Origin of the sequence: Clostridium sp. AF36-4 (assembly GCF_003435975.1) — a bacterium.
GTDB lineage: Bacteria > Bacillota > Clostridia > Lachnospirales > Lachnospiraceae > Eubacterium_F.
Genome location: NZ_QTVH01000032.1, coordinates 1,683 through 24,537, shown reverse-complemented (window position 1 = coordinate 24,537; position 22,855 = coordinate 1,683). Strand labels below are relative to the sequence as shown.

Below are 22,855 nucleotides of genomic sequence, written 5' to 3'. Positions count from 1 at the left end.
CAGGCTTATAGCCGCAGAGGAAACCACCAGCTGAGCTGGTGGTCATGATTTTTTTGCAAAAAACAACAGGTGCATAGATGGCAAAGGAGGTTATCAAAATGGATACAGCAATCAAATTTTTATATTTAAGTGAACCGGATATGATTCGGGCAGGTGTGACGGATATGGATGCCTGTGTGGAGGCAATGGAAGATTTATTGTTGACTTTACATAAAGGGGACTATGTGATGGGCGGAAAAAATCACAATTCCCATGGCTGCATGGTGACTTTTCCGGATGACCCGGAATTTGAGGGAATGCCGAAAAATGCAGAGGACAGACGATTCATGGCGATGCCGGCATATCTTGGCGGACGCTATCAGATGGCGGGGATGAAGTGGTACGGATCGAACATGGAGAATAAGAAAAAAGGGCTGCCACGCTCCATTTTGATGATGATGTTAAATGATAAAGATACGGGGGCACCACTTGCGATGATGTCGGCAAACCTTTTGAGTTCTTACCGAACAGGGGGAATTCCCGGTGTTGGCTGCAAATATTTGGCAAGAGAGGCTGCAAAAACAGTCGCTATTATCGGACCGGGTGTTATGGGGAAAACTTCCCTTCGTGCCTTTGTCAGCGTGAGACCAGGCATTGATACCGTAAAAATTAAGGGGCGTGGACAAAAGTCCATTGATTCATTTGTTGCATTTGTCAAAGAAGAATGTCCGGGAATCAAAAATATTGTGATTTGTGATTCTATCGAGGAAGCTGTAAAAGACAGTGACATTATCAGCATGACAACAACAGTAAAAGACAGTGAGGCAGAGTTTCCTTATATTGATACGAAATGGATTAAAAAAGGTGCACTAATCAGTATGCCTTCAGCCGCTCGTTTTGATGAGGATTTCCTTGTAAATGGCTGTAAAAAAGTTGTGGACAACTACAAATTGTATGAGGCGTGGGAGGAGGAATATCCATATCCGACTTACGACCAGGTGCAGATTGTAGGAAGTAAATTTACGGATTTAAAACAGATGGGGAAAATTACAAGAGAAGACATTATTGATGTGGCAGATGTGATTACCGGTGAGAGAAAAGGACGGGAAAGCGAAGATGAAATTATCGTATATTCTGTCGGAGGTATGCCGGTTGAGGATATCGCATGGGGAGCTACTGTTTACCGCCGTGCTTTAAAAGAAGGCATTGGTGTGGAACTGCCATTGTGGGATAAACCGGAAATGGCTTAAGAGAACAAGGGGGAATTGGCATGGAGAAAAACAAAAAATTAGGATTAGGAAGTGTGGTTTCTGTTTCTGTCGGGCTTGTCATTGCGACAAGCTGTCTAGTGTCATTGGGACAGGGAGCAGGAACGGTGGGAATCCCATTTATTGGTGCGATGATTATCGCCTGTCTGCTGAATATGACAACGGTTGCTTCGCTTTCTGAGCTAAATGGTCTGATGCCAAACACGACCGGAGGACTGGCGCAGTATACGCTCGCCTGTATGGGACCGTTTCCAACCATGATTTCTATGGTGGGAGGGTATCTGATTTGTAACATTTTATCGTGTGGTGTTGAAGCATCGATTTTTGCCTATGCCATGTCGCAGACGCTTCATTTGCCGATTCCAAGCATCGGCTATACCATTATCATGACGGTAATCGTTATGGTGGCAAATCTGTTTGGTGTCGATATGTTTGCTAAAATTCAGAATTTGGTTGCATTCCTTTTGGTTGGCTCGATGGTTGTTATGGGAATTATCGGTGCCCTGGGGCTTGGAACCGGACAGGTTGTTTCCCAGCCGGCAAGCATGTCAACGAATTTCTTTGATATTGTGTCGACAACTGCAGTGGCATTCTGGCTGTTTATTGGTGCCGAATATGTCATTCCAATATCCAAAGATGTTAAAAATGCCAAACGAAACGTGCCGCTTGGTATGATGATTGGACTGGTGCTTATTTGTCTGGTGCAGGCAATCATGGTATTAGGTTTTCATAATTATACGCCGTGGGCAAAACTGACCGAATCTGCCGCACCACATTTGTTATACGGTCAAAATCTTCTTGGCGGGGCAGGAAAATACTGGATGACAATGGTGGCTGCTCTGGCGGTTATCAGCACACAAAATTCAACGGTAAGTGGTCTTTCTAATATTTGTCAGGGCATGGCAAAAATGAATATGATGCCACAGTTTTTTGCCAAGACAAATAAAAGGAAAGTACCATTTTTCGGTATAATATTTGTCAGTGTTACCATTTTGATTTTTGCTTTTATTAGCGACAGTTCCTCCTCGGCAATCTCATTTTTGATTCTGGTGGGTTCTGTATTTTGGATGATTTCGTATATCTTAGCGCATATTGACGTGCTGATTCTGCGAAAAAGAGTGCCAAATGCACCGCGTTCCTTTAAAGTTCCACTCGGTAAAATTCTGCCACTTATTGGAATTTTAGGAACAACCTACATGATTTTGAATATTTCAACCGACCCGGCAGAGCGGTTAGCTATCTGGGGCGTAACCGGAATTGCCTTTTTGATTCTTGGTATCTACTCGTTCTTTTGGATTAAATACAAAATGCGGATGCCGGTCTTTAAGAGCGTGCCGATGGAAGAAGTTATGGCAATGGAAAATGATTTGTATTATGTGATACGGAAAGAGAAGGGGATTTGGAGGTAGCCGTGTTTTGGGGGTTGCCGTAAATTATCAAGAAATGATTTGCATCAAGTGGGCGCTCTCGCTAAGACAAACGCGTAGGGGTATCAGCTTGCAAAATACGCAAGCTTGATACCCACGTGTTTGTACCCACTCGCTGCAAATCATTTCTTGATAATTTACGGCAACCCCCAAAAAGACGGGCTGTACGTTTTTGGTAGAAATTTGTTGCTCCAAAACTGATTTAAATTTTCTTCGACAACTCTTTTTCTATGACTTATCTTATAGCGTTGCATTTTTACGTTGAAATTAGGCTTTATCAGCAAAAATCACGTATTAATTGCAACGCTTTTTGTCGATTGTAACCTTTTTGGTTGTTTTATTTTGAAAAGCAGGCGAAAGCATGCAACGTTTTTGAACTTTTGTGAGGTTTTAGATTGCATAAGCTTCTCTCCGGCATTTAGCACAAACTTTTTCTCACTTAATGAACTGAGAACAAAAAATCATTCCCCGGCATATACTTGAAAGCAATAGTGTCAGAGGATGACTTCATGACACAGCCATCCGGGGCGTCCGGTGAAAAAATTGCCTGTGGGGTAATCGGCTGATTTTAACTGCTAGTGTTGACAAAAGTAAAGAAAAGAAAGAAGTTCTTTTTTTTAAATGCGATTGTGGCATATGTTTGCTGCCAATTCCTTTGAATTCCAGTAATTTAGAAGAAACGCTTTGTGACAAGTGGGTTTTGAGTACGTCGGTATGTGGTACTGGTAGTTTCAGTGCCCATACCGTTACGCACTCAACAAACGGGAGTGCCCACGAGACGCAAAGCGTTTCTTCTAAATTACGGAAAACAAAAAAATGCCACCGAACATATGCCACAATCGCATTAAAAAAAGAGGATTTCAAAACCGACAAAATGTGCTATACTTATTCTTATCATAAAAGATTGGAGTGAAGCAGCATGAAAAGCAAACAGATTCTCTCGCTTTCCCTTGCCGCATGCCTGACGATTGGCTCTCTTGCCGGAGCAGGTGAGGCGCAGGCAAAAGCAAAAGCGAAAAAGCCGGTATTGTCAAAAACAAAAATGACTGCCTATATCGGCAAGACAAAGACATTGAAGGTTAAGAAAAACGGAACGAAAAAAATCGTGAAAACCAAATGGACTTTGTCCGGAAAAAAAGTGGCAAAACTGTCGAAAAAGAAAAAGACATCGGTCACCATTAAGGGATTAAAAAAAGGCAGTGCGACAGTAAAAGCCAAGGTTTGGTATCAGAAGAAAGGTGCCAAAAAGAAGAAAAAAGTCACTTTAAAATGTAAGGTGAGCGTAACAAAATACGTTTCTCCTGAGGCGAAGAAAAAGGCGAACGTGTTAAATGCGACGACGAAGTATCAGCCGCTTGCTAAGTTGGCAGCGCAGCATGGATTCAAGTTGGGAACCGTTGTAAACTACACAAATGTTACAACAAATGACAACTACAAAAATCTTGTGAAATACCATTTTAACAGTTTGACAGCAGGAAATGAGTTTAAGGCATATTCGCTTTTAGACCAGGCAAAATCCGCAAAGAGTAAAGATGGTATGCCGGTGATGAATTATGACAAGGCAGATACGATTATTTCATTTGCCAAGGAAAACGGAATCCAGATGCGGGGACATGTTCTTGTGTGGCATGCGTATATGTGTGACTGGTTCTTCCGCGAGGGCTATGACACAGGTAAGAAATATGTAAGCAAGGCGGTTATGCAGAAACGTCTTCAGTATTATATTAAAGAAGTAATCACTCATTTTGAAAAGAAATATCCGGGTGTAATTTACTGCTGGGATGTTGTAAATGAGGCTGTAGCAGACCAGAATGTGGGAAATGACAACCGAAATCTCCGAAAAGATAATCAGTTTTATAAAATTCTTGGCAGTGATTATGTGGAGCAGTCGTTCCTTTATGCGAAAAATACGGTAGATGAACTTGGGGCCGATATCAAATTGTATTATAATGATTACAATTCTTTCTACAAATCAAAGTGTGAGGAAATCGTAAATTTGGTTAAGAGCATTAACAGTTATGCAAAGGATGCCAAGGGAAATACGCGCAAGTTGTGTGACGGCGTTGGCATGCAGGGATACATTGGCGGTTACGGAACTCAGAATGGATGCATGAATGAGCAGAATATTTCGGATATTAAGAAATCAATTGAGACTTATGCAGCACTTGGCTGTGAAGTTCAGGTGACCGAAATGGCAGTAAGAAATTATATGGGGACGGCTGCCATGAAGAAAAAACATGCTGCATTTTATAAAAAACTGTTCCAGATGTTTGTGGACGTAAATGAAATTTCGGCAAAATGCACCGGAAAATCAGATGAAGAAATTAAAAAATTGGAGGAGAGCCGACCTTTAAAAGCGGTTTCAATTTGGGGATGGCAGGATGACCCATCGCTGGATGAAAGCAGCTATGGCTACTCGATGAATGGTCCATATTGTGGTTTGTTCACGGAATTGTATGCGGTGAAAGATTCGTTTAAGAATGTGTATGAGGTTCTTGCAAATAAAAGAATTTAAAGGTGTTGACATTTTAAATTTTCAAGATTATAATAGCGGTAACACGTAGATGAGACGAGTAAAACGCAGAACATGTCAGAGAGAAATGCCTTGTGCTGGAAGCATTTTCATGGAAACCGTTTGAAAACTACCTCGGAGTGACCCCAATCCGGTCCGGTGACCCCGTTATCGTCAGAATGAAGCCGGGATGATTTATTACTATTTCGTCCAACAAGGGTGGAACCGCGAGAACATTGAATTAATGGCCTCGTCCCTTCGAACTATAACAGCAAGAAGGGATGAGGCCTTCTTGTATATTGAATGAAGACAGGAGGAATTGACATGAAAGTAACACTTAAAGACGGTTCAAGCAAAGAGTATTCACAGGCAATGAGCATTATTGATATTGCCAAAGACATCAGTGAAGGACTTGCCAGAGTGGCATGTGTTGCCGAGTTAGACGGCGAAGTTGTGGATTTGCGCACAATAGTAGATGGCGAACACACACTGAATATTTTGACATTTGACAGCGACGAAGGAAAAGCAGCATTCCGTCATACTGCATCCCATGTGCTGGCACAGGCGATTAAGAGATTGTATCCGGATGCCAAATGTGCCATTGGACCTTCGATTGAGGAAGGTTTCTACTATGATTTTGATATAGCACCATTGGATCGTGAGGCACTGGACAAGATTGAAAAAGAAATGAAAAAGATTGTTAAGGAAGGTGCGACATTAGAGCGTTTTACCCTGCCAAGACAAGAGGCAATTGATTTGATGAAAAAACGTGAGGAGCCGTATAAGGTTGAGTTGATTGAAGATTTACCGGAAGATGCCGAGATTTCTTTCTATCAGCAGGGCGAATACATTGATTTGTGTGCCGGTCCTCATTTGATGAATACAAAACCGTTAAAGGCAATGAAGCTGATTTCTTCTTCCGGTGCTTACTGGAGAGGAAATGAGAAAAATAAAATGCTTACCCGTGTATACGGAACTGCTTATACAAAGAAAGCGGATTTGGATGCCTATTTGGAGCATTTGGAAGATATTAAAAAACGCGACCACAATAAATTGGGACGTGAGCTGGAACTGTTTACTACCGTTGATGTAATCGGTCAGGGACTTCCGCTTTTAATGCCAAAAGGTGTACAGGTTATTCAGACTTTGCAGCGCTGGATTGAAGATGAGGAAGAAAAGCGCGGTTACATGAGAACGAAGACACCTTTGATGGCGAAATCTGATTTGTACAAGATTTCCGGTCACTGGGATCACTACAAAGAAGGTATGTTTGTTCTTGGCGATGAGGAAAAGGATAAGGAAGTATTTGCCCTTCGTCCGATGACCTGTCCATTCCAGTACTATGTTTACAAGGCAAGCCAGAAATCCTATCGTGACCTGCCATGTCGTTATGGTGAGACATCAACATTGTTCCGTAATGAGGATTCCGGTGAAATGCACGGCTTGACTCGTGTGCGCCAGTTTACAATTTCTGAAGGACATTTGATTGTGCGTCCGGACCAGATGGTAAAAGAGTTTAAGGATTGTATCGCTCTCGCTCAGTACTGTTTGCAGATACTTGGTGTTGAGGAAGATGTAACGTATCATCTGAGCAAATGGGATCCTGAAAACCGTGAAAAATATATCGGCGAGCCGGAAGTTTGGAATGAGACAGAAGAAGATATCCGCCAGATTTTGACAGAACTGAATATTCCATTTACTGAGGATGTTGGAGAGGCCGCTTTCTACGGACCAAAAGTAGATATCAATGCGAAAAATGTATACGGTAAAGAAGATACCATGATTACCATTCAGTGGGATGCCCTTTTGGCTGAACAGTTTGATATGTATTATATTGATGAAAATGGTGAGAAAGTACGCCCATACATCATCCACAGAACATCCATTGGATGTTATGAGAGAACGTTAGCATGGCTGATTGAGAAATATGCCGGTGCATTCCCGACATGGCTTTCACCGGAGCAGGTACGTGTTCTGCCGATTTCTGAGAAATATCTTGATTACGCAAACAGCGTGGAAGAGAAATTAAAAGCGAATGGCATCCGCTGCAGCGTGGACAACCGCTCAGAAAAAATTGGTTACAAGATTCGTGAGGCAAGACTTCAGAAAACACCATATATGCTCGTTGTTGGACAGAAAGAACAGGAAGAGGGCGTCGTATCCGTTCGCAGCCGTTTCAAAGGAGACGAGGGTGCACAGTCTTTGGATGCGTTTATTGATGATATTTGCAAGGAAATCCGTACGAAAGAAATTCGTAAGGTAGAAGTGACACCGGAGAGTAAATAAGTAGGAGGTTTGTATGCAGCAGAATAGACAGACAAATGCAAAAGCGATTGCGTCGTTAGTGCTTTCATGTGCTTCGATGGTTTGTTGTATGCAATGGTCCATTTCTTTGGTAATGGCAGTGCTTGGCATTGTATTTGGAATTTTGGGGCTTCGGGATGATAATCTGAATCAGGAAGATGCAGCAATTGCCGGTATCGTTGTGGGAGTGGCAGGGGTCATCCTTGCCATTGTCGTAGCGGTGCTGTTAATAAAAATTACGAATAATTCGTCGCTGCAGCATCTGGAACAGGCAGCAGCCTATTTCGCCCCATACGGCAGGATATAGAAATGGAGGTATCTATGACAGATATAAATCGACACAGAGGGCTTGCAATTGCCTCTCTTGTATTAGGTGGAGTTTCTTGTTTTTGTTGTTTTGGAACAGGTATCGGCGTAATCCCTGCCGCAATCGCCCTTGTCTTTAGCATTATTGCAGTGGCAAAAGGCGGTAAAAATGCAAGAAAATTAGGAATCATCGGATTGATTTTGAGTGCCATCGGTCTGGTTTTAAATGCCGTGATTTTGGCATACGGAATCTGGATGATTCGCTGGGACCACATGACAATTGAAAATCTATCCTCAATTCAGAACTTAAATCCTGCAAACGAAAAAGACATCATCGAATGGCTTCAGCAGTTTATTAAGGTTGATATATCGGGGATGGTAAATTAAGTGGGGGGTGCGTGTTATTGTTTCCGTAATTAGGCAGAAAAGCTTTGTATCTCGTGGGCGCTTTCGCTCGTTGAGTACGTAGCGGTATGGGCGCTGAAACTACCAGCACTACATACCGACGTACTCAAAACCCACGAGTTTCAAAGTTTTTCTGCCTAATTACTGGAATTCAATAAATGGCATTCCCCAATGATTCATTGCCCTGCCTTAATACTATAGTTGATTCTTTGTACGCAGGCGTGTGTGGTCAAGTGATTGCTGCTGATTTTTCAGGAATCCAATAAATGACCTTAATTCAATTTATAATGATTGCGCTGCAAACACATCGGGTATCAGACACGCGTAGTTTGCGTGTCGATACCCCTGTGCGTTTGCTAAGCGGGAGCGGCGCAAGAAATATAAATTGAATTAAGGTCATTTACGGAAACTGAAAAAAAGTTAACAGCAATCACTTGACACACACCACCTTTCTATGGTACACTACCAAAGGTGTAAAAAGCAGAGTTATCCACTCTCACCTTGCCGTATAACATTTGTTATCACACGGTATTGGTTCACATCTATTATAATGATAGGAAATGTTTTACGTGGATAGCTGGCTTTTAGAAACAGCTATCTTTTTTTCATTTAGGAGGTAAGAACAATAAGCGATTTAATGATTAACGAGCAGATTCGCGACAGAGAAGTTCGTGTAATTGGACCAAATGGAGAACAGCTTGGCATTATGTCGGCAAAAGAAGCATATTTCAAAGCAAAAGATGCAGGACTTGATTTGGTAAAGATTGCACCGACTGCAAAACCGCCGGTATGTAAAATTATTGACTACGGCAAGTACCGCTATGAGCAGGCTCGTAAAGCAAAAGAAGCAAAGAAGAAACAGAAAACCATCGAGACAAAAGAAATCAGACTTTCGCCAAACATTGATACCAATGATTTAAATACGAAAGTAAACCAGGCAAAGAAATTCCTGCAAAAGGGAGCTAAAGTAAAAGTCTCACTCCGATTCCGTGGTAGAGAAATGGCTCATAAAGATGTAGGAAGGGAAATCCTGAATGCGTTTTTTGAAGAATTAAAGGACGTTGCTTCCGTCGACAAACCTGCGAAGATGGAAGGAAGAAGTATGGTAATGTTTTTATCAGCCACAAAATAATAACGGAGGAATAATATCATGGCAAATCAGAAAATGAAAACAAAAAGAGCTGCTGCAAAGCGCTTTAAAGTTACCGGTACCGGTAAATTGAAAAGAAACAAAGCATACAAGAGTCATATTTTGACTAAGAAGACAACAAAGAGAAAAAGAAATCTCAGAAAGTCTGCTCTTGTAGATGAAACTAATGTAAAAACAATGAAAAAGATTATGCCATACAGCTAATGGCGAAGGAGGGAACTGACAAATGGCTAGAATTAAAGGCGGAATGAACGCAAAGAAAAAACATAAAAGAGTATTGAAACTGGCAAAGGGTTACAGAGGCGCAAGAAGTAAACAGTATCGTGTTGCAAAACAGTCTGTTATGCGTGCGTTGGAAGAGTCCTATACAGGTAGAAAACAGAAAAAGAGACAGTTCAGACAGCTTTGGATTGCTCGTATTAACGCAGCAGCTAGAATGAATGGTCTTTCCTACAGCAAATTCATGTATGGTTTGAAACTTGCTGAGGTAAATGTAAACCGTAAAATGCTTTCTGAGATGGCAATCAGTGATCCGGAAGGTTTTGCTTCTTTGGTAGAAGTAGCAAAAAGCAAATTAGCTTAAGCTTTATCTGTTATAACAAACAAGTACAAAAAGGTATCTCATTGTGAGGTACCTTTTATCTTGCAGTAAAAGTGAAACATCACGATTAATGGAAAGGAAATAAGGGAAATGAGTCAAACGCATAAGCAAAAAATAGCGGCATTGCTTGCCACAACCTTAATTTTATGTGACCTCATAAGCGGGAGTCCTGCCCATTTGCAGGCAAGACAGAAGAACAATCAGACGGAGTGGAGTGAAGAGCCAACGCCTGAACCGACAGAAGAACCGACCGCGGAGCCCACAGAGGAGCCGGAGCCAACAGCTGCGCCACAGCCAAATGAAACTCCAAAGCCGGTGAAAAAATATGAACTGGTATCGCCCCACGCTAAGTATTATAAAGGCGGCATGAAGGGGATTCATTATCGGAAAGTGAAGGGGGAAAAGGTATATCACCTTTACTCGTATACGACCGATTCGGTAAAACTTGTTATGTCACAGGCATCTACTTTTGAGGTTTACGGAGGTGCTTCGAAAAAAGAAGTAAAAAAGAAGTTAGTTACCGTTTCTTCCTCCGGTGTGGTAAAATGTAAGACAAAAAACAAAAAAAATTACACGCTCTTAAAAGCGACGTCCAAAGTGACAGGCGAAAGCTGCTATATTTACATTTATTTTAATGAGAAAATCAAGAGCAAAAGCGGCAGCAAAATAAAGTTATGGGAAAAGAAAAAAGCGACAGTTTCTTTTAACTATGCCAAAAAGAAATTGTCTTTTGAAATAAAGAATAAAAAGATTGCAAGTGTCAATAAAAACGGACGAATTACGGCGAAAAAGAAGGGTACGACTTACCTTTTTGTAAAGGTAAAAGATTCGGATAAAAACCAGTGCAGGATTAAAATTGTTGTAAAAGAAGAGCCGTGGATTGTCAGTGAAAAGGATAAGAAATACGACTATGCAGAGATGACAAGAGATTTGCGTAAGATTGCTCACAAATACCCCGGAAAAACAGGGCTGTCGAGCATTGGCAGGACATATGACAACAGGGAAATCTGGTGCCTGCGTGTGGGAAATCCTTCTGCGGCAAAGAAACTTGTGATTGATGCGGCAATTCATGCCAGAGAGTGGAAAAATACACAGGTCATTATGCGACAGACCGAGGAAATTCTTCGGGAATATGGTGAGCACCGTGCAAGATTCCGTTCGACCTGCCTTTATATTCTGCCGATGGATAACCCGGACGGTGTGACAATTTCGCAGTATGGGGCAAGTGGAATCCGCAATGCAAAACTTCGCAAGAAAATACAGAAGATAGGGCATTTCAATACGTGGAAAAATAATGCCAGAGGGGTTAATATTAACAATAATTTCCCTGCCGGTTTTTCAGCAGATAAGAAAAAGGATAAAAAGAAGGGCAAGAAAAGGAAACCGGATGCCACAACATATAGAGGAAAAAAGGCAGCGAGCGAAAAGGAAACGAAGGCATTAATTTCTTTTATTAAGCGGATATCGCCAAAGACGGTGTTGAATCTCCATTCGACCGGCAGTATTTTATACTGGGATTTTGATGTATCTTCACCGCTGCATGAAAAGCAGTACAGGTTAGCAAGTGAAATAAAAAAGAGAAATCATTACCGAATGATGCCAAAGAGTTCGAGTACAGAAGAACACGGAGGCTTTGCGGACTGGCTTGTGTACGAGAAGAAAATTGTGAGTGTTACGGTAGAAACAGGGACAGTGCCATGCCCTTTGCCGCACTCTCAGTATAAAAAGATTTATAAACGAAACAAAAAGATGTTTCGCTGGTTTATGCTATCTTATTAAACAGGTAATTGGATACGAAAAGGAAGGTGCATTAAAATGGAACGAACGAGAAGACTGCGGATGAACGAACGAGTGAGAGATATGGTGCGGGAAAATCATGTCCGGGTGGACGAATTGATTTATCCGATTTTTGTAATAGAAGGAGAAAATATTTGTGAACCGGTAGAGTCGATGCCGGGCATCTGCCAGTATTCGATTGATAGACTTCATGAAGAACTTGACCGAGTGCGTGAGGCAGGGATTCCGGCAGTTTTATTGTTTGGTATTCCGGCACACAAAGATGAGCAGGGAAGTGGTGCGTATGCCGAAGACGGAATCGTGCCACAGGCGATTCGCTATATTAAGAAAAATTACAAAGAACTTGTTGTTGTTGCGGATGTCTGCCTGTGTGAATACACATCACATGGACACTGCGGTCTGATTTGCGATGGGGAAGTTTTAAATGATGAGACGCTTCCGCTTTTGGCAAAGGCATCTGTTGTGTATGCTAAAGCAGGAGCAGATATCATTGCACCGAGTGATATGATGGATAAACGTGTTGAGGCAATCCGCAAGGCTCTTGATGAAGAAGGCCTATATAATACGCCGATTATGTCCTACAGTGCAAAATTTGCGTCGGCATATTATGGCCCATTCCGTGATGCCGCACATTCGGCACCTGGATTTGGTGACCGTAAAAGTTATCAGATGGACCCGGCAAATGGAGAAGAAGCTCTGCGGGAAGTGGAGCAGGACATCAAAGAAGGTGCTGATTTAATTATTGCAAAACCGGCGATGGCATATCTGGATGTGCTAAAAGATATTTCCATTCATTATAATATTCCGATTGTGGCGTATAACGTCAGCGGAGAATATGCGATGGTGAAAGCGGCAGCGCAAAAAGGCTGGATTGATGAAAAACGAATTGTGATGGAGCACATGATTGGATTTAAGCGTGCCGGTGCAAAAATGATTATTACTTATCATGCGCTTGATGTAGCTCGGTGGCTTAAGGAAGAACAAAAGGAGCAGTAACCATGATTTTTGGCTATGTTGGAATTTGCTATAAAGAAGCACCACTTGCCCTGCGCGGGCAGGTGGCGTTACCCGACTCAAAAAAAATTGAATTATGGGAGCGGCTTTCTGTCATTGGCTTAAAACAGTGTGTGATTGTCTCGACCTGCAACCGCAGCGAGATTTTCTATTTTTCTCGTTCGGATGCGGTGACGGGGGAGCAGGTGCAGTCCTGCTACCAGGACATTTTCCCGAATGTTTCGTTTGGGGATTGCTGTAAGAAAAAAGAGGGCAGTGAGGCGGTTTCTTATTTGTTTCGCGTGGCGGCAGGCTTGGAATCGTTAGTCGTAGGTGAAGACCAGATTTTAGGGCAGGTTGTTGAGGCGATGGATTTTGCTAGGACCATGGGGCACAGCGGCAAAGAATTGGAGCGCATTGTAAGGGATGCAGTGACGTGTGCCAAGTGGATTAAGACGAATTACCGTATCAGTGAAAAGCCACTGTCAGTCAGTTATATTGGCGTGAAAGAGCTGCACCGTGCCGGTGGCGTTAGCGGGAAAAATATTCTTGTGATTGGAAGCGGAAAAACGGCGGCACTTGCTTTGACATATTTGTTTGAATACGGAGCAAAAAAGATTTATCTGTGCAGCCGGACGCTTGCGCACGCAAAAGAATTGTTAGCGGTACATGAAAATTTGACAGTGGTGGACTATCATGAGCGTTATGATGTGATGAAGCAGTGTGAAACGGTTGTATCAGCAACGTCATCGCCGCATCTGGTTGTTTTGTACGATAAATGGAAAGAGACGGGTGTCAGACAAATGCAGTTTTTGGATTTGGCATCACCGAGGGATATTGACAGCCGGTTACAAGAAGTTCCGGGGGTGCAGTTGATTGATATGGATACGCTGCAGAAAATCACCGAAAAAAATCAGAATGAGCGGGAAAAACTGGCGGCAGACTGTGAACAGGTGATTGAAGAAAAGGTGCAGGAGACGATGGAATGGCTTTTATTGAGCCGTGTGGATGGTACGATTGAGACATTGCAGAAACGGTGTTTACAGATTGAGACGGACAGTTATGAATATTTAAATCGAAAAATTTCTCTGAATCACAGAGAGCAGAAATTATTGAAAAAGGTGCTTCATGCTTCTTTGCAGCGCTTGATTCGTGAGCCGATTCAGGAATTAAAGCAGTTGGAGGACGAAGAAAAGCAGAAAGAGTACCAGAATATCTTAAAAACATTATTCCGAATGTATGAAGATGAATAAAAGTATAAGCGTAACCTTATACTTTTATTAAAAATTGCTATAAGTAAAATATTATAATATCGCATGGAATATATTTACAAAGTTATACCTTGGTGTTACAATAATCTCAAAGAGAGGGATCGTATACGAAACAGGGTTTGTTTACGGGGCGGTTTCAAAAACAAAAAATGATTGGAGGACACAAGGTTGAAAAAACAGTTTTGTAAAACAATGAGTTATGTGATGACGGCAGCATTGCTTCTTGGCGTGTCAATGCCATCTTCACCGGCAGCAGCAAAGAAAAAGGCACCGAAACTTAGCACAAAGAAAGTAAGCATTTCGGTAGGACAGAAAAAGACGATTAAGTTGAAGAATGGAAAGAAAGCAGTTTGGTCCATTAAGTCAGGCAAAAAGGTTGTTAGTCTTTCGAAGAAAAAGAAAACAAGTGTCGTAGTAAAAGGAAAGAAAGCCGGAAAGGCAGTCGTATTAGCAAAGGTTGGAAAGAAAAAACTGACCTGCAAAGTTACTGTTAAGGCAAAGAAGCCGGCAGTTACAAAAGCACCGGCAGTTACCACTGCGCCAAACACGAATAAACCAAGTACGGCACCGACAGCAACACCAACAGCTGTAGTACCGACACCAACCGCTACTCCGGAACAGGGCGAGGCAGTAAAAGACATTACAATTGATATGACAAAAGTTGGCGATACCGAATTCAGTTCTTCACCGGCAACGATTAATTTTAGCAGCCAGCTGGATGCACGCTTTGATTTGGCTTATTTTAAGGAAGTAAAAATTGGCTATGAACTTACTTTTGAAGGTGAAGACACTTCCAAATTAACAGCTGGTAAAATTGCTGTAGCAGGTACAACAGAGCAGTTGACAGGTTTTGATGATGGTGTAGCATTTAATTATAACATGGCAGCGGGTGCTACATCCGTATCGGTAGCATTTGATGAGAAAGTAACAGGTCCTGCCGTTGGATTGAACATCCAGCCGATGGATGCGGCTGCTAGTTATGGTTGGCCGGAAACGTTGAAATCCGTTAAGATTACAAGCATTGTATTTGTTGCCAGGGCAGGAGCTACTTATCCGGCAGCAGGAGCAAGCAAACCAACACCAAAACCAACAGTAGCACCGGAATTTGAATCTTCTGAGTTCAAATACGATGGTCTTGATCAGAATTGGATTGACAAAAACATTGACCCTGAAAAACCGGTTGTTGCTTTGTCATTTGATGATGGCCCGGGAGGTTATACAGGATTTGTTGATAATGGTATGAAGATTCAGAAAGCTTTAACTGCAGCAGGCGCTCATGCAACATTCTTCTACATCGGTGCTCATATTGAGCATGATGAGGATTCCAGAAATGAAGTTCTTGCAGCGAAAGAGGCTGGATTTGAGGTGGCAAATCATTCTTATGATTCCAATGGGTTGAATAGTGTAGGACCAGAGGTAATCAAAGAGAAGATTGCTAAGACAGATGCACTTCTTTCTGAAATCACCGGATACAAACACTTCTTGTTCCGTGCGCCAAACGTTGCTTATAGTCAGGCGATGTATGCAGTAATCGAGAAACCGTTTATCGATGTATCGATTTGGAGTCAGGATTATCAGGATAAAACAACGAAAGATGATTTGGTAAACAATGTAATCAATAACTTAAAAGATGGCGGTATCATTAACATGCATTCCGTTCATGATAAGACAGCAGAGGCAGTTCCGGAAATTTTGGAGCAGTGCAAAGACAAAGGATATCAGGTAGTTGGCGTTTCTGAATTGTTTGCTATTAAAGGCAAAAAGCTTATGACAGGTGTGAAATACAATAACGCTGAGTAAGATTTGAAAATGGATTGTTGAAAAGCAGGGCTGTTATAATAAAATAGTCTAAAGATGGCAAAAGAAGTTTGTTCGATATAAACGAATGGAACTTCTTTTGCTATTTTTATTTTATACGCAGACATGCCGCTCTTTGGTTGCGGCGTCTCTTTATCTGTGATAAAATAGAGTAAATGGCGTGAAAGGAGCATGCATATGACAGGGATTGTTTTTGAAGGTGGGACATTTCGACCGATTTTTAGCTGCGGTGTGATGGATGCACTGTTGTCGGAGAATATATTACTGCCTTACTGTATTGGTGTTTCCGCTGGAATTGCGGATGGGGTTTCGTATATTTCTAAACAACCACAGAGAAATTTGGAAATTATGCAGAAATACCGTAATGATAAGCGATATATGAGCCGGAGCAACTGGAAAAAAAATAAAAGTATTTTCGGACTGGATTTTGTTTTTGGAGAAATTCCGGACCACTTAATTCCATTTGATTGGGACACCTTTCGTTCATATGAGGGAACTTGTCTGGTTGGTGTGACAAATGCAAAAACCGGACAGATTGAGTATAAAAACGCAATGGATATGGATGAGAAATTTACAATGCTTCGTGCAACCTGTGCATTGCCAATGTTTTTCCCAGCGATTGATTTGGACGGACAGAAGTATTACGATGGCGGGCTGGTTGACCCGATTCCGTTTAAAAAAGCGTTAGATGACGGTTGTGACAAATTAATTGTTGTGCTTACGCAGCCACGCGGTTTTGTGAAACGTTATGGCAAATATGATAAAATGGGTGCCAGAATGCTAGGACATAAATATCCGGAGATTAAACGAGTGATTATGGAGAGACCGGACCGCTACAATGCTGTAGTGAAAGAGTGTGAGGCGTTAGCGAAGGAAGGAAAAGTGATGATTCTACGGCCGAACCATTTGCTGAACAGCTTTGAAAGTGATGTGCGGAAACTGGAAATGGCTTATTGGCATGGTTACCGCATGACAAAAGAAAAGATGAAAAAAATCAAGAGGTTTATTGAGGAATAAAGGAGATTGCAAATGAAACAACAAAAGCAGCAAAAAGAATATGGGAAAAAGTTTTTTGTGCCAATTTTGCTTATACTGGCAGTGCTTCCATTGATTACCAATGCACATATTTATGATAATGGATTGAGTAAACAATTATGGTCATCGGCAAATGGTCAGGTGACAGATTTCTTTTTGTATTATAAATCGCATTTTTTGATGATACTGGGTGCCATTGTTACGGTTATTTTGGCATATTGGCTTTGTACTGGTGAAAATGGCAGATTGTTTGATAAAAATGTGTGGATTCCGTTGATTCCGGCATCGGTGTTTGCCTTATTTTCGCTGTTTTCGGCGATGGGAGCGGAGCATGCAGAGGATGCGTTCTTAGGCGGTTATGAGCAGTTTGAGGGCGTATTTGTCCTTCTTATTTATGTAATCTGTTTTTTGTTTGTGTATGGTTACGTGAAGAAAGAAGAGGTAGTGGAGTGGCTTCTTAACGGACTGACTGCCGGCTCTTGTGTTGTTGGTATTCTCGGTGCATTCCAAACGTTTGGTCTGGATTGGATTCAGAGTGCCTGGGCAAGGCCTTTGGTTACGACTGAACTGGCTGGCAGAAGTGGTTTTAATATAAAATTGACATTTGGTAAGGGTATGGCATATTCTACACTTCACAATCCGAACTATGTTGGTTCTTATGTGGCGGTTGTTTTACCGATTACGATTCTTTTGCTTTTTACGGCAAAGAAAATGACATTTCGTGTACTGGCTCTGATATCTACTGCTTGCCAGTTGATTATGCTGTATGGCTCACAGTCATTGACCGGACTGATTGGTGTTGCCGGAGCTGTTATTGCAGCACTCATTTTTCTGTTTCCTTATGTGAAAAAGCATTTACTTGTTTCGGTTGGAGCGGTTGTTGTGTGTATTGTTGCGGTGGTCTGCGTGCTCGTTGCAAAACCCGGCATTTTAAACCGGTTTACGGGCAGCGAGGGAGAAAAAACGACGAATACTATTTCGTCCATTCAGACAAAGAAAAATTCGTTTGAAATTGTGACCGGCAGCGGAAAGACGGTTGTAGGAGAGTTTACTTCGACTGACAGTATTGGTTCCTTTTCTTTGAAGGATAAAAAGGGAAAAACACTGGAGACTGCGACAAATAATAATGTTGTGACGATTGCAGAAAAAGGATATGAAAAGATTAAATTCTCGGCATCTGCTGTTGAGGTCGATAAAACAACGATTCCGTGTCTTGAAATTGGTGCAGATGGAAAAACGTGGGATTTGGTGAAAAAAGATAATAAACTTTTGTATTATAATCCGCAGGGACGATTGGACAAACTGAGAAAAGTGGATTCGATTGGTTTTGAAAATAATTACGATTTTGCGACCCGCCGTGGTTATATTTGGTCACGTACATTTCCAATGCTTAAATCAACGGCCTTGATTGGTGTTGGTGCGGATAATTTTGTATATGAATTTCCGAATAATGATTATGTGGGAAAAGTGAATTCTGAGTTTAATGCGCAGCTTATTACGAAACCGCATAATATGTATCTTCAGATTTGGACGCAGGACGGTATGCTTGCCTGTCTGGCATTGATTGCTTTGTATGTGATGCTTGTTATTGCAACATGGAAGAATTGCATGAATGCAGAGAAAAAGACATGGCTTCACAAAACAGCAATGGCAATTTTTTGTGGTGCCAGTGGTTACATGGTAGTTGGTCTTGCAAATGATTCAAGTGTATGTGTGGCACCTTTGTTCTGGATCCTTATGGGACTTGGGTTTGCTGTAAATCATATGATAAAACGCAGTAAAGCGAAAGAGGAAGAACAGTAAAATACGGAGGTGATTGTATGGCTCGAAGATGCAGTGTGGAAAGAGCAAATAAACAAATTGGCGGTTTCGCCAGTGCAAAGAAAAATATGGTGATTCAGTACGAAGGACGTGAACGTTCGACAAAGCATTTGTTGGAATTGATTCACGATGATGTTTTAACAAAAGGAGTTGCAGAAGAGGAAATTGAACAGCTTGATATTTACGTGAAACCGGAAGAACAAGCTGTTTATTATGTGGTGAATCAGAAAATTGAAGGCCAGATTGCATTCTAAAAGGATGTGGGACAAGAATGTCGGAAAGGAAGAAAATTATGGCAACGGTTTATGTAATTGCAAACCAGAAGGGCGGTATTGGTAAGACGACAACCGCTACAACATTAGCAGGGATTTTGAATCAAAAAGGAAAAACTTTATTAATTGATGCGGACCCACAGGGGAACAGCACAAGTACCTATCAGGCAGCAATTGAGGATACGGCAACTCTTTATGATGTCATGGTTGATGAGGACCCGGTGCCGCTTGATGAGGCTGTGCAACACATGGAGAACGGAGATATTGTAGCTTCGGACCCATTGCTTGCCAAGGCGGGAAAACTTTTAGATGGAAATGTGGAAGGAATGTACCGTTTGCAGGATGCGCTTGAAATGTTAGACGGCTATGATTACATCGTAATTGACACAGCACCATCTCTTGATATTGTATTGTATAACTGTCTGATTGCTGCGGACGAAGTAATTATCCCGGTCACGGCGGATGCCTTTGCACTGCAGGGACTAACAAAACTCAGCGATACAATTCATGCTGTTCAAAAGCGCCAAAACCGCAATTTGCAGATTGCCGGCCTTTTGCTTGTGAAGTACGCCGGCCGCTCCAATTTGGAAAAAGATGTGCGTCAGGAAATCGAGGAAGTTGCCACACAACTTGGCACTAAATTGTTTCCAACGGCAATTCGCGAGTGCGTCAAAACAAAAGAAGCACAGTTGAAAAAACGACTGCTCAGCGATTATGCACCAAACTGTACCACGATGCAGGATTACAACCAGTTTGTCAAAGAACTGCTTGGAAAGTAAGATACATAAATGAAATATCTTGTGTTATATAAGGATGTCAGAGACTTTTGCTCGGGCATCCTATTTTATTGCTTATTTTCCAATGCCATATTCTTTCATAAGTTCTTTTTGATAGTCAGTATCTACCATGGCACGCTGCATGTCTTCCAAACGGTTGTCGTCTAGTAAACGGAGATTTAAGGTGTTAATTTCATGGATGCCGCGAGTTTCGCCACGTTCTTCATACATATCTAAAAGTACACACATATTGATATGTCCTCCTTTTTCGTTTTGTTTATCGATTAACTGTTTTGCCTTTATGTAACGGTCGTCATTTGCGACAGCGGCCAGCCAGTCTAAAAAGGCTTTTGGATGGTCAAGTTTAAAATCCGTTGTGCGGAAAAAAGATTCTAATTTTTCTTTGTCATTTTTGCATGACAGATACCGGACGATGTATTTAAAGTCGGAGTGATACATCTGCATCGTGGACTCGGATTGATTGGCTAAGTTGATAATGTCAATTGAATGGGGTGAAATCCACTTCTCAAACTCCTCACGCATATCGTCGGGGATGTTAAGCACATCCTGTAACTGCTTAGGCTTTTTCCATTCTTTTTGGCTGTAATTCAAAACAAGTGTAATAACCGGATCCAGCTTTTGAGCGTCATGAATCTCCTTGGTAATAGGAGACGGATAAGCCTGCTGCTGTCGATTTGTTTCTTTGATTGTCCGAACCTGTTCCATATATTTTGCATGTTGATATCCCATGTCGCGGACGGGCATAATGTTATTGATATCGCTCTGGTTTTCCAAACAGACAAAGAAGCGGGTGTTATATTTTTTGTTACACTTCATCGGTACATCCATCTGCAGTTGTTTCAGTTTGTTGTCAGAAGAGGACTTGGTAATCAGTTCACCGGGTTCTCGTGATAATTCGTTTGCAGATATATAATGTCTGCCGCCGAATAAGTTTACATTAACGATGTCGGAAAAAACATCTTTGTATTGTAATAAATTCTTTTCAGCTAAATCTTTACTTCCCAATAGCATGCCTCCTTTTATCAAATAGAAATAACAAGGAGAACGGTTTTGCTCCCACCCTTGTTTGTAAATATACTAGCATGTAATGAAGAAAAAGTCAATATATTTTATTACAATCGTAAAGCGACTTGCGCCCGCTTGAAAGGAAGTTAAAAACAGCATAAAGGGCGAAAAAACGTAAAAAAGAGAGGCGCAAAACGACTTGTTGGTAAAGCGTGGCGTATTGCGCTGAGAATTTTTGAAAAGTGAAAAAAGTGGGGGTGGTCAGATTACGGAAAAAACAGAATCACAGTGCAAGGTTTCTGGTGGTGATACAGTTGGAGGTTTAATTGGTAAAACACAGTATGTTAATAGTTGGAGAGATGCTTCATATACCACTTGCAAATTGGACGGGACAAATTAGGGAGGAATACTGTTTGGATGTTTTCCAACCACAGATTATAATTGTTCCGACGTAAAAGTATATTATCCAAAAGAATGTTATGAGGAAAAGGGATGGCAGGATACCGGTTGTGACTTGAATGGGGGCGGCAGTACGAAAAATTATTTTACAAATGCCGCGAGACCAAAGGAATCCGTTTTGATGTCGTAGCAATTGCTGACCGTGCTTTTTATAAAAACAGAAAAATTCGTCGTGCTCTAATTGGCACGAACATACAGTCAATCGGGAAAATGGCGTTCTACGGTACAAGGCAGCTGAGGTACATAGACATAAAAACAAAAAAACTGAAAGTTATTGGAAAAAAGGCGTTTATTGGAATTTATCCGGCGGCGAAAATAAAAATTCCTCGTACGAGAAAGAAAAAGTACATCAAATTACTTGCCAACAAATACGGTTAAAAGAAAAAAGCAGAGAGTTCGCAAAATGGAATTCTCTGCTTTTCCCTTGGTGTTACATTTAAAAATTGCTGCCGTTCCAGCCCCAGTCGTTCACACCGTGGTAAGTGACATAAACCTGATTTCCCGGGATGGAAAGCTCTTCACTTAAAATGTCGCAAATAACTTTTGTCATTTCTGAATAGGCAGACGGAGATGCCTGACCAAACAGATTGACAGAAACATATGCTCCCTTGTCCAATTTCGAACCGCCCATGTACAAATCGTAATTATCTTCAAATCCAACCATCAGATACGTTTCCGATTTGTTTAAAATTTGGATAGCCTCACCAAGTTTTGTTTTGATAGCTTCCTCTTTTTCCGGGGTGAGCGATACGGTAATTTTTGAATCAATAAATGGCATAAAAGTACCTCTCTTTCTTTTTTATGATATAAGTCAAAGGGATTCCAGAAATTTAAGCATAGAACTTAACTGTGTACCATTTAAGCGCTCTGCATAGCGGAGTAAGCGAAACCTCGTTTCATTCAAATGAACAGAAGTGGTGTCTTCCTCCATAAAAAATTCAGACATCGAAATATTAAATGCGTTACATATTTTTTGCAAAGAGGGAATGGACGGCAATGTGTTTTTTCGATACCAGGCTGAAATCGTTGATTGGGTGATGCCGGACTGCTGGGATAGTTGATACTCGGTCCAGCCACGCTCCAGCCGTAATTCCACGATACGGTCTAATACATTCATTGTCAAACCCCTTTCTTAGGTAAATTCATAAATAATATTATACTTGGTATTGCAAAATAAAGCAGTGTAAAATAACGTAATTAAATAACGTAAATATGAAATCAGTAAAGAGTAATGTATTAGGGGAGGAGTTTTGGTTGAGATAAAAAAACGGAAAGCAATTTTGACGAGGGGGCGTATACTAGAGGGGGCGTATACTAAAAAAATGCAGTGGGGGCTTTTTCTTTCATAGATTACCAATATATGTTATAATGACCTTTGAAAAATGAGGGGAAATAGGATATGAAATTATTGTTTGTACTTGTTGGACTAATTTTGTTTTGCAAAGGAATTGAAAAAGGCAGTAATTGGTTGTTCTTTGGTGGATTGATATTAATGATGTCCTTTTTGATGTGGCAGATTTTTGATAACTGGTTTTTTGTTTCGTTGTTGACGTAAGGGGATGGGATTTTTGCAAAACAACGTTTTTTACCAAATTGTCTAAAAGAGGTTGCAATTTTAGCTTGTTTTACAGCTTT

Annotated in this window: 21 protein-coding genes; 17 read left to right on the top strand and 4 right to left on the bottom strand. The window is 41.3% G+C overall.

All coding sequences use genetic code 11. The annotated features are described in order from the left end of the window. The first annotated feature begins 98 nt into the window (after positions 1-98). The 17 genes from DW005_RS12405 to DW005_RS12325 all read left to right on the top strand — a co-directional run bounded on the left by DW005_RS12405 (position 99) and on the right by DW005_RS12325 (position 19,738). Positions 99-1,229 (top strand): tyramine oxidase subunit B, encoded by a 1,131-nt coding sequence (locus DW005_RS12405; protein ID WP_117479860.1) that lies wholly within the window; start codon positions 99-101, stop codon positions 1,227-1,229. A 20-nt stretch (positions 1,230-1,249) separates the two neighbouring features. Continuing rightward, the gene (locus tag DW005_RS12400) at positions 1,250-2,656 is read left to right on the top strand and encodes an APC family permease (protein ID WP_117479858.1); all 1,407 of its coding nucleotides are present in this window, start codon (positions 1,250-1,252) and stop codon (positions 2,654-2,656) included. A gap of 937 nt (positions 2,657-3,593) precedes the next feature. After that, positions 3,594-5,189 (top strand): endo-1,4-beta-xylanase, encoded by a 1,596-nt coding sequence (locus tag DW005_RS12395; protein WP_117479856.1) that lies wholly within the window; start codon positions 3,594-3,596, stop codon positions 5,187-5,189. A gap of 321 nt (positions 5,190-5,510) precedes the next feature. Next, positions 5,511-7,472 (top strand): threonine--tRNA ligase, encoded by a 1,962-nt coding sequence (gene thrS, locus DW005_RS12390; protein ID WP_117479854.1) that lies wholly within the window; start codon positions 5,511-5,513, stop codon positions 7,470-7,472. Positions 7,473-7,485: 13 nt separating this feature from the next. After that, on the top strand, positions 7,486-7,797 hold the full coding sequence (locus DW005_RS12385) for a DUF4190 domain-containing protein (RefSeq protein WP_117479852.1): 312 nt from the start codon (positions 7,486-7,488) through the stop codon (positions 7,795-7,797). 14 nt (positions 7,798-7,811) lie between these two features. Continuing rightward, positions 7,812-8,183, top strand: a complete 372-nt coding sequence (locus DW005_RS12380) for a DUF4190 domain-containing protein (protein ID WP_117479850.1) — start codon at positions 7,812-7,814, stop codon at positions 8,181-8,183. 655 nt (positions 8,184-8,838) lie between these two features. Further along, on the top strand, positions 8,839-9,333 hold the full coding sequence (gene infC / locus DW005_RS12375; RefSeq protein WP_022376650.1) for a translation initiation factor IF-3: 495 nt from the start codon (positions 8,839-8,841) through the stop codon (positions 9,331-9,333). Between the two features lie 18 nt (positions 9,334-9,351). Continuing rightward, the gene (rpmI, locus tag DW005_RS12370) at positions 9,352-9,555 is read left to right on the top strand and encodes a 50S ribosomal protein L35 (RefSeq protein ID WP_022376649.1); all 204 of its coding nucleotides are present in this window, start codon (positions 9,352-9,354) and stop codon (positions 9,553-9,555) included. Between the two features lie 22 nt (positions 9,556-9,577). Continuing rightward, positions 9,578-9,934 (top strand): 50S ribosomal protein L20, encoded by a 357-nt coding sequence (gene rplT, locus DW005_RS12365; RefSeq protein WP_022376648.1) that lies wholly within the window; start codon positions 9,578-9,580, stop codon positions 9,932-9,934. Positions 9,935-10,042: 108 nt separating this feature from the next. Continuing rightward, positions 10,043-11,731: a M14 family zinc carboxypeptidase gene (locus DW005_RS12360; protein ID WP_117479848.1), complete on the top strand. Its 1,689-nt coding sequence runs from the start codon at positions 10,043-10,045 to the stop codon at positions 11,729-11,731. A gap of 36 nt (positions 11,732-11,767) precedes the next feature. After that, positions 11,768-12,745: a porphobilinogen synthase gene (hemB, locus tag DW005_RS12355; RefSeq protein WP_117479846.1), complete on the top strand. Its 978-nt coding sequence runs from the start codon at positions 11,768-11,770 to the stop codon at positions 12,743-12,745. A gap of 2 nt (positions 12,746-12,747) precedes the next feature. Beyond that, a complete protein-coding gene (hemA, locus tag DW005_RS12350; protein WP_117479844.1) occupies positions 12,748-13,995 on the top strand; it encodes a glutamyl-tRNA reductase in 1,248 nt (415 codons plus the stop codon). Positions 13,996-14,181: 186 nt separating this feature from the next. Then, positions 14,182-15,813: a polysaccharide deacetylase family protein gene (locus DW005_RS12345; RefSeq protein ID WP_117479842.1), complete on the top strand. Its 1,632-nt coding sequence runs from the start codon at positions 14,182-14,184 to the stop codon at positions 15,811-15,813. A 195-nt stretch (positions 15,814-16,008) separates the two neighbouring features. Next, positions 16,009-16,848 (top strand): patatin family protein, encoded by an 840-nt coding sequence (locus tag DW005_RS12340; protein ID WP_117479840.1) that lies wholly within the window; start codon positions 16,009-16,011, stop codon positions 16,846-16,848. 12 nt (positions 16,849-16,860) lie between these two features. Beyond that, positions 16,861-18,669, top strand: coding sequence for an O-antigen ligase family protein (locus tag DW005_RS12335; protein ID WP_117479837.1), 1,809 nt, complete (start codon positions 16,861-16,863; stop codon positions 18,667-18,669). A 17-nt stretch (positions 18,670-18,686) separates the two neighbouring features. Continuing rightward, positions 18,687-18,941, top strand: coding sequence for a DUF6465 family protein (locus tag DW005_RS12330; RefSeq protein ID WP_022376641.1), 255 nt, complete (start codon positions 18,687-18,689; stop codon positions 18,939-18,941). A 17-nt stretch (positions 18,942-18,958) separates the two neighbouring features. After that, positions 18,959-19,738 carry a ParA family protein gene (locus DW005_RS12325; protein ID WP_117479835.1) on the top strand — a complete coding sequence of 260 codons (780 nt, stop codon included), beginning with the start codon at positions 18,959-18,961 and terminating at the stop codon, positions 19,736-19,738. A gap of 72 nt (positions 19,739-19,810) precedes the next feature. On the opposite strand, the gene DW005_RS12320 is transcribed toward DW005_RS12325, so the two are convergent. The 4 genes from DW005_RS12320 to DW005_RS14000 all read right to left on the bottom strand — a co-directional run. Beyond that, positions 19,811-20,761, bottom strand: coding sequence for an Rpn family recombination-promoting nuclease/putative transposase (locus DW005_RS12320; RefSeq protein ID WP_181975049.1), 951 nt, complete (start codon positions 20,759-20,761; stop codon positions 19,811-19,813). 895 nt (positions 20,762-21,656) lie between these two features. Continuing rightward, positions 21,657-21,998, bottom strand: coding sequence for a phenylpyruvate tautomerase MIF-related protein (locus DW005_RS12310; RefSeq protein WP_117479829.1), 342 nt, complete (start codon positions 21,996-21,998; stop codon positions 21,657-21,659). Positions 21,999-22,031: 33 nt separating this feature from the next. After that, positions 22,032-22,337 carry a helix-turn-helix transcriptional regulator gene (locus DW005_RS12305; RefSeq protein WP_022376635.1) on the bottom strand — a complete coding sequence of 102 codons (306 nt, stop codon included), beginning with the start codon at positions 22,335-22,337 and terminating at the stop codon, positions 22,032-22,034. A 233-nt stretch (positions 22,338-22,570) separates the two neighbouring features. Then, the coding region (locus DW005_RS14000; protein WP_207658742.1) for a hypothetical protein at positions 22,571-22,855 on the bottom strand (285 nt) is incomplete at its 5' end.

What these genes read in the sequence shown, in the direction of transcription:
- DW005_RS12405 (WP_117479860.1), top strand. Translation starts at nt 99, where the DNA reads ATGGATACAGCAATCAAATTTTTATATTTAAGTGAACCGGATATGATT.
- DW005_RS12400 (WP_117479858.1), top strand. Translation starts at nt 1,250, where the DNA reads ATGGAGAAAAACAAAAAATTAGGATTAGGAAGTGTGGTTTCTGTTTCT.
- DW005_RS12395 (WP_117479856.1), top strand. Translation starts at nt 3,594, where the DNA reads ATGAAAAGCAAACAGATTCTCTCGCTTTCCCTTGCCGCATGCCTGACG.
- thrS (WP_117479854.1), top strand. Translation starts at nt 5,511, where the DNA reads ATGAAAGTAACACTTAAAGACGGTTCAAGCAAAGAGTATTCACAGGCA.
- DW005_RS12385 (WP_117479852.1), top strand. Translation starts at nt 7,486, where the DNA reads ATGCAGCAGAATAGACAGACAAATGCAAAAGCGATTGCGTCGTTAGTG.
- DW005_RS12380 (WP_117479850.1), top strand. Translation starts at nt 7,812, where the DNA reads ATGACAGATATAAATCGACACAGAGGGCTTGCAATTGCCTCTCTTGTA.
- infC (WP_022376650.1), top strand. Translation starts at nt 8,839, where the DNA reads ATGATTAACGAGCAGATTCGCGACAGAGAAGTTCGTGTAATTGGACCA.
- rpmI (WP_022376649.1), top strand. Translation starts at nt 9,352, where the DNA reads ATGGCAAATCAGAAAATGAAAACAAAAAGAGCTGCTGCAAAGCGCTTT.
- rplT (WP_022376648.1), top strand. Translation starts at nt 9,578, where the DNA reads ATGGCTAGAATTAAAGGCGGAATGAACGCAAAGAAAAAACATAAAAGA.
- DW005_RS12360 (WP_117479848.1), top strand. Translation starts at nt 10,043, where the DNA reads ATGAGTCAAACGCATAAGCAAAAAATAGCGGCATTGCTTGCCACAACC.
- hemB (WP_117479846.1), top strand. Translation starts at nt 11,768, where the DNA reads ATGGAACGAACGAGAAGACTGCGGATGAACGAACGAGTGAGAGATATG.
- hemA (WP_117479844.1), top strand. Translation starts at nt 12,748, where the DNA reads ATGATTTTTGGCTATGTTGGAATTTGCTATAAAGAAGCACCACTTGCC.
- DW005_RS12340 (WP_117479840.1), top strand. Translation starts at nt 16,009, where the DNA reads ATGACAGGGATTGTTTTTGAAGGTGGGACATTTCGACCGATTTTTAGC.
- DW005_RS12335 (WP_117479837.1), top strand. Translation starts at nt 16,861, where the DNA reads ATGAAACAACAAAAGCAGCAAAAAGAATATGGGAAAAAGTTTTTTGTG.
- DW005_RS12330 (WP_022376641.1), top strand. Translation starts at nt 18,687, where the DNA reads ATGGCTCGAAGATGCAGTGTGGAAAGAGCAAATAAACAAATTGGCGGT.
- DW005_RS12325 (WP_117479835.1), top strand. Translation starts at nt 18,959, where the DNA reads ATGTCGGAAAGGAAGAAAATTATGGCAACGGTTTATGTAATTGCAAAC.
- DW005_RS12310 (WP_117479829.1), bottom strand. Translation starts at nt 21,998, where the DNA reads ATGCCATTTATTGATTCAAAAATTACCGTATCGCTCACCCCGGAAAAA.
- DW005_RS12305 (WP_022376635.1), bottom strand. Translation starts at nt 22,337, where the DNA reads ATGAATGTATTAGACCGTATCGTGGAATTACGGCTGGAGCGTGGCTGG.